The organism is Bradyrhizobium cosmicum, from assembly GCF_032290525.1.
Classification (GTDB): domain Bacteria; phylum Pseudomonadota; class Alphaproteobacteria; order Rhizobiales; family Xanthobacteraceae; genus Bradyrhizobium; species Bradyrhizobium cosmicum_A.
In genome coordinates this window covers 195,128-206,104 of sequence record NZ_JASXTA010000016.1, presented here as the reverse complement: position 1 = coordinate 206,104, position 10,977 = coordinate 195,128, and the positions used below count along the sequence as shown (strand labels likewise).

At 65.1% G+C, this 10,977-nt stretch carries 11 protein-coding genes; all 11 read right to left on the bottom strand.

The genetic code is table 11. The features are described 5' to 3' along the window. Positions 1-80: 80 nt before the first annotated feature. Positions 81-848, bottom strand: a complete 768-nt coding sequence (gene surE, locus QSV46_RS27050) for a 5'/3'-nucleotidase SurE (RefSeq protein ID WP_314958624.1) — start codon at positions 846-848, stop codon at positions 81-83. A gap of 103 nt (positions 849-951) precedes the next feature. Then, the gene (locus QSV46_RS27045) at positions 952-1,314 is read right to left on the bottom strand and encodes a hypothetical protein (RefSeq protein ID WP_314958622.1); all 363 of its coding nucleotides are present in this window, start codon (positions 1,312-1,314) and stop codon (positions 952-954) included. A gap of 95 nt (positions 1,315-1,409) precedes the next feature. Further along, positions 1,410-2,741, bottom strand: a complete 1,332-nt coding sequence (gene serS / locus QSV46_RS27040; RefSeq protein ID WP_314958620.1) for a serine--tRNA ligase — start codon at positions 2,739-2,741, stop codon at positions 1,410-1,412. Between the two features lie 195 nt (positions 2,742-2,936). Further along, positions 2,937-3,749 (bottom strand): twin-arginine translocase subunit TatC, encoded by an 813-nt coding sequence (gene tatC, locus QSV46_RS27035; protein ID WP_314958618.1) that lies wholly within the window; start codon positions 3,747-3,749, stop codon positions 2,937-2,939. Continuing rightward, positions 3,746-4,291, bottom strand: a complete 546-nt coding sequence (tatB, locus tag QSV46_RS27030; protein WP_314958616.1) for a Sec-independent protein translocase protein TatB — start codon at positions 4,289-4,291, stop codon at positions 3,746-3,748. The genes tatC and tatB overlap by 4 nt, the downstream gene beginning before the upstream one ends. An 84-nt stretch (positions 4,292-4,375) precedes the next feature. Next, complete coding sequence (locus QSV46_RS27025; RefSeq protein ID WP_314958614.1) at positions 4,376-4,609, bottom strand: twin-arginine translocase TatA/TatE family subunit; 234 nt, start codon at positions 4,607-4,609, stop codon at positions 4,376-4,378. 168 nt (positions 4,610-4,777) lie between these two features. Then, entirely contained in the window at positions 4,778-5,527 is a 750-nt protein-coding gene (gene scpB / locus QSV46_RS27020) for an SMC-Scp complex subunit ScpB (RefSeq protein ID WP_314958612.1), read from the bottom strand. Between the two features lie 21 nt (positions 5,528-5,548). Then, the gene (locus QSV46_RS27015; RefSeq protein ID WP_314958610.1) at positions 5,549-6,388 is read right to left on the bottom strand and encodes a ScpA family protein; all 840 of its coding nucleotides are present in this window, start codon (positions 6,386-6,388) and stop codon (positions 5,549-5,551) included. Beyond that, entirely contained in the window at positions 6,385-7,413 is a 1,029-nt protein-coding gene (nagZ, locus tag QSV46_RS27010; RefSeq protein ID WP_314958608.1) for a beta-N-acetylhexosaminidase, read from the bottom strand. Before nagZ ends, QSV46_RS27015 begins: the two co-directional genes overlap by 4 nt. 46 nt (positions 7,414-7,459) lie before the next feature. After that, a complete protein-coding gene (locus tag QSV46_RS27005) occupies positions 7,460-9,046 on the bottom strand; it encodes an SPOR domain-containing protein (protein ID WP_314958606.1) in 1,587 nt (528 codons plus the stop codon). 140 nt (positions 9,047-9,186) lie between these two features. Continuing rightward, a complete protein-coding gene (gene argS, locus QSV46_RS27000; protein ID WP_314958604.1) occupies positions 9,187-10,977 on the bottom strand; it encodes an arginine--tRNA ligase in 1,791 nt (596 codons plus the stop codon).

Here is a 10,977-nt window from a genome sequence, read left to right as displayed (position 1 = left end):
CGACGCTTTCACACCCGAGGAATGCGCCAACTATCTCAAAAATTCAGGCTATCGAACTTAATGCCATCACGCTTTAGCCGCTATTTGAGTGTCGCGCTCAGCGCTTCGGAAAACGCCTCATTGGTGCGGTCGAGCCGTAGCGGCGTGACCGAGACATAGCGCTCGCGGAGTGCCGCCAGATCGGTGCCGTCGGCTGGCGTATCCATCATCGCGGCGCGCTCGAAGCCGATCCAGAAATAGGGATTGCCACGGCCGTCCCTGCGCTCGTCGATCTTGAGGAAGCCGAGATTGCGCTTGCCCTGGCGCGTCACGCGGATGCCCAGCACATCCTCCGGCGCGCAGGCCGGAAAGTTGACGTTGATGACGGTATCCTTCGGGATTCCGGCGGCGATCACCTTGCGCAAGATATCGGGCGCGAACTTGCGCGCGGTGTCCCACAGCGGCCGCTCGCGGGTCTCGACGCTGAACTCCTGCGACAGCGCAAACGACGGCAGCCCCAGAATGGTGCCTTCCAGCGCGCCGGCGATGGTGCCGGAATAGACCACGTCCTCGGCGACATTGCGGCCCTTGTTGACGCCCGACAGCACGACATCGGGCAACTTGGCGCCGAGGATGTGGCGTGCCCCCATGATCACGCAGTCGGTCGGCGTGCCGCGCACCGCGAAGTGACGCGGACCGACCTCGCGCAGCCGCAAGGGATCGTTCAGCGACAGCGAATGCGAGACGCCGGATTGATCGAGCTCGGGCGCGACCACCCAGACGTCGTCGGACAGCGCCTTGGCGATCTCCTCCACGACCTTGAGGCCGGGGGCGTGGATGCCGTCGTCGTTGGTGCAGAGAATGCGCATGCGGGGATCGATTCCAGAGAGCAGGTCTGAGCCGTCTTATCCGGCCGGGGGCGATCAGGCAAACCAGCCGAAGGGCCGGCGTCAGGTTCCCAGCCTGCCCCGGCTAGCGCCGGACGCGCCATTGCGGCAGGAAGCGTGCGAGCCGGCCCTCGGCGCGCAGCGTCATCGCCGGCACGACCGGGCTTACGGCGGGAGCCTCGATGACGCCGAGCGCTTCCAGCTGCGCCATGAACGGCTCGGACTCCGGCGTCTGCGGAAAGCGTTCGCGGGCCACCGACAGCGCCGCATCGAAGTCAGCGGCATTCACACCGGGCTTGGCCCGTCGGCTCCGCACCAGGTCGTCATCCCAGAGCCGCGCAATGCCGATGTCGAGCACGCCGTGCAGGCGGTGGTCGACGGCTTGGATGCCGGCCCCCGTTACCGCCCATTGTTTGCCGACCCAGAAGATGTCGCGGTGCAAGGCCATGAAGGGGGCGGTTCGCATTGACGGGTGGCCGGCAGGATAACGGGCCGCTCGATCTTCGCAACCAAACGTTTCGCCGTTACCAGGCGAGCAATGCTTCATTCGCGCGCGACCACCTTGAGGCCGCCCATATAGGGCTGGAGCACGCTGGGGACTGCGATCGAACCGTCCTCCTGCTGATAAGTCTCCATCACGGCGATCAGCGCACGGCCGACCGCGGTGCCGGAACCGTTCAGCGTATGAACGAAGCGCGGCTTGCCGTCCGGCCCGCGCGAGCGTGCATCCATGCGCCGCGCCTGGAAGTCGCCGCAGACCGAACAGCTCGAAATCTCGCGGAACATGCCGCCGTCGCCCTGCCCGGGCATCCAGACCTCGATGTCGTAGGTTTTTTGCGACGAGAAACCCATATCTCCTGCGCAGAGCGTCATCACGCGGTAGTGCAGGTCGAGCTTCTGCAGCACCTGTTCGGCGCAGGACAGCATCCGCTCCAGCTCGTCCTTGCTCGCCTCCGGCGTCGTGATCGAGACCAGCTCGACCTTGGTGAACTGGTGCTGGCGGATCATGCCGCGGGTGTCGCGCCCCGCGGCGCCCGCCTCGGCACGAAAGCACGGCGTCAGCGCGGTGAGCCGCATCGGCAGCTGCTTCTCGTCGAGAATGGATTCGCGAACGAGATTGGTGAGCGAGACCTCTGCCGTCGGGATGAGGCCGAGGCGCTCGGTCTTCAGCCGCTCATGGTCGGGCGAGGCAAGAAGCTCGCCCTTGATCGCCCAGAATTGATCGTCCTCGAATTTCGGCAATTGTCCGGTGCCGAACATCACCTCGTTGCGCACCAGCAGCGGCGGGTTGATCTCGGTGTAGCCGTGCTCGTTGGTGTGCAGGTCCAGCATGAACTGCCCGATCGCGCGTTCGAGCCGCGCCAGTCCCTTCTTCAGCACGACGAAGCGCGCGCCGGAGAGCTTGGCCGCCGCCTCGAAATCCATGTAGCCGAGCGCGGTGCCGAGATCGTCATGCAGCTTCGGCGCGAACGAATAGTTGCGCTTGTTGCCGAACACATGGTGCTGCACGTTGCCGTGCTCGTCGATACCGTCGGGCACTTCGTCGAACGGAATGTTCGGGATCGCGGACAGCTCTTTCGTCAGCTCCTCGTCGGTGGCCTTCGCGGCCGCTTCGAGCTCCGGCATCGTGGTCTTGAGCTCGGCGACCTCCACCATCAGCTTGGCCGCGCGGGCGTCGTCCTTGGCCTTCTTGGCGTCGCCAATTTCCTTGGAGGCTGCATTGCGCCGCGCCTGCGCCTGCTCCGATGCCAGGATCGCCGCGCGCCGCGTCTCGTCGATCGCCAGCAGCGACGCCGACAACGGCTTGAGGCCACGCCGGGCAAGGCCGGCGTCGAAGGCTTGTGGGTTGTCGCGGATCGATTTGATGTCGTGCATAGGAGTGGTCCTGGGCGCATTGGGCGAACGGCTAGCGATCATGCCTGTCGTTTTCGCGACGGGCCTCCACTAGCACAGCTGTCGTCACCCGCGAAGGCGGGTGACCCAGTATTCCATAGACGGCGGTGATTCCCCGATAGGGCGTACGGGACTCCCCGCCTTCGCGGGGAATGACACTGGAAAGTTTGGCCGCTCTTATTCCGCAGGATTCGCCGGCGTCGACACGTCGGTGCCGGTGGCGGCCTGCGAGGTCGCCGCCTTCTTCTCCACCATCCCGACCGCGATGATCGAGCCCTCGTAGAGCAAGAGCAGCGGGAGCGCGAGCGAGCACTGGCTAAGTATGTCGGGCGGCGTCAGCACGGCTGCGATGACGAAGGCGATCACGATGAAATAGCGGCGCTTTTCCCGTAGCATTTTTGCCGAGACGATGCCGATCCGGCCGAGCAGCGTCAGGATCACCGGGAGCTGGAAGGCGATGCCGAAGGCGAAGATCAGCGACATCATCAGCGACAGATATTCGCCGACCTTGGGCAGCAGCTGGATCTGCGCGGTCTCGTCGCTGCCAGCCTGCTGCATGCCGAGCGAGAACCGGACCAGCATCGGCAGCACCACGAAATAGACCAGCGCCGCGCCCAGCACGAAGAAGAACGGGGTCGCGACCAGATACGGCAGGAAGGCCTGCTTCTCGTGCTTGTAGAGCCCTGGCGCCACGAACTTGTAGATCTGCGACGCGATGATCGGGAACGAGATGAAGCCGGCGCCGAACAGCGCGAGCTTGAGCTGGGTGATGAAATATTCCAGCAGTGCGGTGTAGATGAATTTCGAGTTCTCGGGACCGGCGACCCACACGAACGGCCAGACCAGCACGTTGTAGATCTGCTTGGCGAAAAAGAAGCAGAAGATGAAGGCCACGCCGAAGCCGAGCAGCGCCTTGATCAGCCGCGACCGCAGCTCGATCAGATGATCCATCAGAGGGGCTTTGCTGGCCTCGATATCGGCGTCGCTCATGACGCTTTGGCGTCCTTGATTGCTTCGGATGGCGCGGTGTCTTGCGCAACCGGTGGCGGCTCGACCTCACGGGTGATGGCGAGCGGCTCGTTGACGGCCGCGTGCGCCTCGGCCTCCACGAAGGTCTCGGGCGTCGGCGCTTCGGGAGTGGTCGGAGTTGTCGGCGCGTCACTTGACGTCGCCGGCGCTTCACTTGAAGTTGCCAGCGGTTCGACGGCAGTTGTCGTCGTCGTCTCGGCCGGCTTGTCCAGCGCATCGACGCGGAGCGCGTCACTGACGTCCTTCTGGAGCGAAGTCATCAGATTGTTGCCGGCAAAACCGGAAGCCGCTTCCTTGACCTCGTCGAAGCTCTTCTTGAGGTCGGCCATCTCGGCCTCGCGCATCGCTTCCTGAAACTGTCCTTGGAATTCGGCGGCCATCTTGCGGGCCTTGCCCATCCACTGTCCAACCATGCGCAGCACGCCCGGCAGCTCTTTCGGGCCGATGGCGATCAGGGCCACGACCCCGATCAGGACCAGTTCACTCCACCCGATGTCGAACATGAGGTCTTCCGTTCACGCCAGCCGCGACCGGCCCAATCCTTGCGCACAGGATCAGGGCTGCCACCCGCGTCTCGCGTACTCTGCTCAGACGGCCTTGCTGCCGACGTCGGACCGGGCCGCAGTCGGCGCGGCATTGTGCTCGATCGACTTGGCCGGCTCGGGCTTGTCGGCGGCCTTGTCGTCGTCCTGCATGCCCTTCTTGAACGCCTTGATGCCCTGCGCCACGTCGCCCATCAGATCCGAAATCTTGCCGCGGCCGAACAGCAGCAGGACGACTGCGATCACCAGGATCCAGTGCCAAATGCTAAGCGAACCCATCCTGCAACCCTCCAAACACGCTTGGCCGGGGACCCGGCCGATCTTCCCCGAAACCTAGGCGCGGCAGGCCTCAAAAACAAGGACCAAGGCAGCGCCAATTCGCTCTCGGCGCTACGTAATCTTGCTAGTGTTAACTGGCCGCAGGCGCCCCGTAGAAGACCGGGAAGATCAGTTCTCGCTGCCGCCCTCGCCGCCCTCATTGCCGTCTTCCGGCGCCTCGGGCTCCACCGCAGGCGCCAGAGCAAGATCGAGATCCTCGCCGGGTTCCAGCGGGTCCTCGTCCTCGCGCAGCGCCGGGTCATCCGACGGTGTCGGCACGCTGAATCCGGTCGGCAGACGCGAATCCAGCAGACCAGTGCCCTTCAACTCTTCCAGGCCCGGAAGATCGCCGAGCTGTTCCAGGGTGAATTGCGACAGGAAGTCCTCGGTGGTTCCGAAGGTCAAGGGACGGCCGGGCGTCTTGCGGCGGCCGCGCGGCTTGATCCAGCCGGTCTCCAGCAGCACGTCGAGCGTGCCCTTCGAGGTAACGACACCGCGGATCTCCTCGATCTCGGCGCGCGTCACCGGCTGGTGATAGGCGATGATCGCCAGCACCTCGATCGCGGCACGCGACAGACGGCGGGTCTCGTGGCTCTCGCGCGTCATGAGCCAGGCGAGATCGCCGGCGGTACGGAAGGTCCATTTGTTGGCGACGCGCACGAGGTTCACCCCGCGCAAGGCATAGTCGGCCTGGAGCTGCTCGAGCGCAGCCTTGACATCGACGCCCTCAGGCATGCGCTTGGCCAGCGTCGCGGTGTCCAGCGGTTCATTCGACGCAAACAGCAGCGCTTCCAGCAGCCGCAATTCCTCGGGACGTGCCTGGGATTCGTTCTCCATCGGCTCGGCCTCTTCTACCCGCACTTCAGCCAGGCTTGCCATGGCAGATTCTCCTTCTTGCACTTAACCGACCGGCGCATCGGGCGCAGGAGCTGCGTCCACGACCGGTTTCGGGCGCCCCTTCCGGAAATAGATCGGCGCAAACGCCTCTTTCTGGTTCAGCTCGAGCTGACCTTCGCGCACCAGCTCGAGCGCGGCGGCAAAGCTCGAGGCGAATACCGTCGCACGCTGCGTCGGATCGGCGACGTGGCGGACCAGGAAGTCGTCGAGAACGCCCCAGTCATCCTGCTCGCTGATGCTGCCGACCAGCCGCTCCAGCGTGGCGCGCGCCTCGGCGAGCGACCACACCGTGCGCTTGGTCAGATGTACGCTCGCCAGCACGCGCGACTGGCGCTGGGCGGCATAGGCGGTGAGCAAATCGTACAGCGTCGCGGTGTATTTCGGATGCTTGATCTCCGCAATCTGCTCGGGCTCGCCACGCGGGAAGATGTCGCGCTGCAATTGCGGCCTGTTCATCAGCCGGTTGGCGGCTTCGCGAATGGCTTCGAGCCGGCGCAGACGGTTGGCGAGCGCGGTTGCCATCTGTTCCGCGCTCGGGCCTTCCGCGCTCGGCGGCTCCGGCAACAGCAGGCGCGACTTCAGGAAGGCGAGCCAAGCCGCCATGACGAGGTAGTCGGCAGCGAGTTCGAGCCGGATCTTTCGCGCGGCTTCGATGAAGTGGAGATACTGGTCGGCCAGCGCCAGAATCGAGATCTTGGCGAGGTCGACCTTCTGTTGCCGCGCCAGCGCAAGCAGCAGGTCGAGCGGGCCCTCGTAGCCCTCGACGTCCACCACCAGCGCCGGCTCACCCTCGGCGAGCTCTGCGGGCCGCCCGGTTTCAAACGATAGGATTTCTGCACTCATGCGGATGCCGTGTCTGCCCGTGCGATCAATGCGTCCAGTTCGACGCGTGCGGCCGCCCGGTCGAACGGCTGCGGAGCCTTGCGCGCTGCAAGCGCGGCGTTCGCCCGCTCCAGCGCCCTGCCCGACAATTCGGGTGTCTGGCCGGCGACCTCGCGCATCTCCTCGATGTTGCCGTTGCAGTGCAGGGCCACGTCGCAACCGGCCGCGAAGATGGCGCGAGTCCGTTCGGCGATAGTCCCCGACAGCGCGTTCATCGACACGTCATCGCTCATTAACAAACCCTGGAACCCGATCGCGCCGCGAATCACCTGAGCGATCATTGTCGCAGAAGTCGTCGCCGGATGGGCGGGGTCGACGGCGCTAAACACAACATGTGCAGTCATGGCCATCGGCAGGTCCGCAAGCGGCTTGAACGCCGCGAAGTCGGTTCGTTCCAGCTCGTCCCGGGGTGTATCGATGGTCGGCAGCTTGAAATGGGTGTCGGCGGTGGCGCGGCCATGACCGGGAATGTGCTTCAGAACCGGCAGAACGCCGCCCTGCTCCAAGCCCTCGGTGACCGCGCGAGCAATCGCCGCGACCTTGCCGGGCTCGGTGCCATAGGCCCGGTTTCCGATGACGGCATCGGCGCCCGCCACCGGCACGTCGGCCAGCGGCAAGCAGTCCACGGTGACGCCGAGATCGGCGAGATCGGCGGCGATCAGGCGGGCGCTGAGGCGCGCCGCCATCAATCCCAGCGCCGAATCAGTATCGTACAGGGTCGAGAAAATCGCGCCCGGCGGATAGACCGGCCAGTGCGGCGGGCCCAGGCGTTGCACCCGCCCGCCTTCCTGGTCGATCAGGATCGGGGCGTCGGCGGCACCCACAACGGCCCGCAATTCCGCAACCAGTGCAGCAACTTGTGCCGGCGTATCGACATTGCGCTTGAAGAGAATGAAGCCCCATGGACGTTCGGCACGGATAAACGTCCGCTCGACGGCGGTCAGTTCTGTTCCGGATACGCCGGTAATGAAGGCCCGCGTGCTCATAACGGCCGATTAACCCTGCCCCGCGAGAGGGTCAAGGAAACGGCCGTTAATTCCTCTGGACGAAGCAGTCGGACATGCCTGCGGATTTCAAATTGTTGCAGGCCTGCGACGCTTCCTGGGCGGAACCATAGGGCCCGGCGAAGGCGCGGTAGACGATACCCTTGCCCTTGTCGGTCAGATCGACCCGCTTGATCACCGGCGCGCGCGATCCGAGCACGCTACCGTACTTGCCCTGAAGCACCCGGTAGGATGCGGCGGCGCTGTCCTCGCTCTGCTGCGAGGAGACCTGCACGATATAACCACCACCACTGCCGGTGGGCGCGAGTTGCGTCGGGTTGGTCGCCGCCATCCGCTGCGGTGGCTCTGCGGCCGGTGCCGATTGCGGCGCCAGCGACAGCGGCTGGTTGGCGCTGGCATTGGCCGAGGTCGGCGGATTGCGCGGCGCGGCCGGTGCGGCGGGCGCGGCAACAGGCTTCGGCGCGACGGCCGTCGGCTTGGCCGCAGCCGATTGCGGCGTGGCGCTATCGGTCTGATCTCCCCTCACGGCCACAGTCCTGATCGCGCGCGGCGTGTTGGCCGGCAACGTGCCGTTGCTCGGAACAGGACCTGCGCTCGGCGGCGGCACCGTAGATGGCGATACGCTCGCCACCGGCGGCGGGTTCGCGTTCTGGTTCAGCGGCGGGAACACCACGCGGGGACCGCCTGCCTTGGCCGCGACGTCGACAGGCGCCTCTTCGCGCGGCACGATCTTCTCGGAACCGTCGCCGATCGCCATGCGATCCGGTACCTTGGTCGCCGAGTCGGTCGGCGCCGGCACGATCTTGGTCGGCGTGTTGTCAGCCTTGATGATCGGCGGCTCGCCGCTGCGAGGCGAACCGACATAGGTCTTGTAGGCGAAGGCAGCGCCGGTGCCGACCACAGCGAGCGCGAGGATCGCCGCAATCGTCATCATGCCGCCGCGCTGCTTCTTAGGCTCGTCGAGATCGGCCTCGGGATAGTCGCTCTGGAAGGCGTAGGGGTCGTCCGGATAAGCCGGATCGCGCTGATAATCCTGCTCGCCTGTCTCCAGCCGTCCATAGAGCGCATCATCGTAACGCGACGGATCGGGCTGCTGATGCGGCTCCTGATAGGCCTGCTCCTGGTAGGCTTGATCGTGCTGCCGGTAAGCCTGATCCTGAGCTTGATGGGTCTGAGCTTGATAGGCCTGATCCTGGTACGCGTTATCCTGATAGGCCTGCGCCTGATGGAAATCAGGCTCGGGCGCGGTCGGCTGGGCTGAATAGCGATGCAATGGATGAACCGGGTTCACGGAGACGGGATAGTCGGGCTCGGGCGCCGGCTGCGGTTGCACGTTGGCGCGCCGCATCCATGACGGCGGCCCGGGTGGAGACGGCGGGGCCTGCTCGGCGTCATCCTGCTGATAATCGTCCTGCGAATAGTCGTGGTCCTGATGGTGCTGGGCGGGCACCGCCGGCGGGTGCGCGCTGGGTCTGCCCTGCGTAGCGAACGGATCGGTCTGTCCGATCAGGCGGGCGAGCTCGGCCAACGGATCGTTGTCCACCTTCCCATGCTGGTCGCCACCGCGACCATAGTCATCGGAGGGAAACGGTCTGTCCTGATATCGTTCGGCCATCGTGATGATGCGTCCCTTCGGGAAAGCCGCGCGCCCCTCGACCAAGGCACGGCTTTCGACCCACAAGGCTTTCAACCAAGTCTAAGCGATCCGGCTTCTGCCGGTACCCCCAAAAATCCCCTTAAGTAGTTCGCCCCAAACTACCGCATCTCTTCCGGAGCATGGACGCCGAGGATGGCGAGGCCCGATGCCAGGACAGAGACAACGCCCTGGACCATGGCCAGCCGCGCCTTCGTTAGATCTGCATCATTATTGATAATGAAGCGTAAATAGGGCAAATCGCGCCCCTTCGTCCAAAGTGCATGAAATTCGCTGGCTAAATCATAGAGATAGAAGGCAATTCGGTGCGGCTCATGGGCCGCGGCGGCCGCTTCCAACATGCGCGGATAAATTGCGAGACGCTTCAAAAGGTCGAGTTCCACCGGATCGGAGAGCCGCTCCACCGCCGACTCAGCGAGCCAGGCGATGCGCTTGTCGGCAGCTTCGGGTAGTTCCGGGAGCACCTCGGCGCGCGCGTTGCGGAAGATCGAGTGGCCGCGGGCGTGGCCGTACTGGACGTAAAACACCGGGTTGTCGCGCGACTGTTCCATGACCTTGGCGAGGTCGAAGTCGAGCACCGCATCGTTCTTGCGGTAGAGCATCATGAAGCGGACGGCATCCTGGCCGACCTCATCCACCACCTCACGCAAGGTGACGAAGTCCCCGCTCCGCTTGGACATTTTCACTGGCTCGCCGTTGCGCAGCAACTTCACGAGCTGGACGATCTTGACGTCGAGCGCGCCCTTGCCGGAGGTCGTCGCCTTCACCGCCGCCTGCATGCGCTTGATGTAGCCGCCATGATCGGCGCCCCAGACGTCGATCATCTCCGCAAAACCACGGTCGAACTTGTTCTTGTGGTAGGCGATGTCGGAGGCGAAATAAGTGTAGGAACCATCCGACTTGATCAGCGGGCGATCGACGTCGTCGCCGTAAGCGGTCGCTCTGAACAGGAGTTGCTCGCGGTCTTCCCAATCCTCGCCCGGCGCGCCCTTGGGCGGCGGCAGGCGGCCCTCATAGATGTCGCCCTTGGCCTTCAGGAAATCGATGGTTTCGGCAACCTTATTGTTGCCGCTCTCGATCAGCGAGCGCTCCGAGAAGAACACGTCATGGCGGATGTTGAGCGCGGCGAGATCGTCCTTGATCTCGTCCATCATCATCGCGATCGCCTTGGCGCGCACCGTCGGCAGCCATTCGGTCTCGCTCATCGCGAGCAGCTTGTCGCCGTGCTCCTTGGCCAGCGCCTGCCCGACCGGCTTCAGATAGTCGCCGGGATAGAGGCCCTCCGGGATCGCGCCGATGTCCTCGCCGAGCGCCTCGCGATACCTCAGGAACGCCGAGCGCGCGAGCACATCGACCTGGGCGCCGGCGTCGTTGATGTAATATTCGCGGGCGACGTCATGGCCGGCGAACTCGAGCAGGCTCGCCAGCGCGTCGCCGAACACGGCACCGCGGCAATGGCCGACATGCATCGGCCCGGTCGGATTGGCCGAGACGTATTCGACATTGACCTTGGAGCCGCCGCGGAGGCGGCCGTAATCGGCGCCCTCGCGCAGCACCGTCCGCAACGCCTCGGCCCAGGCGGCCGGCTTCAGCGTCAGATTGATGAAGCCGGGACCAGCGACGTCGACCTTGGCGATCAGCGCATCAGTGCGCAGCCGCTCGGCGATCTGCTCGGCGAGATCGCGCGGCTTGGCCTTTGCCTCTTTCGCAAGCACCATGGCGGCGTTGGTCGCCATGTCGCCATGGGAGGGATCGCGCGGCGGCTCGACCACCACGCGCGAGAAATCGATGCCCTCGGGCCAGCTGGCGTCCGCCGCGAACGCGCGGCAGGCGGCGTGCACGCGTGCGAGCACGTCGGCGAACAAATGCGGTGCTGAGGATGTGTCGGGCAT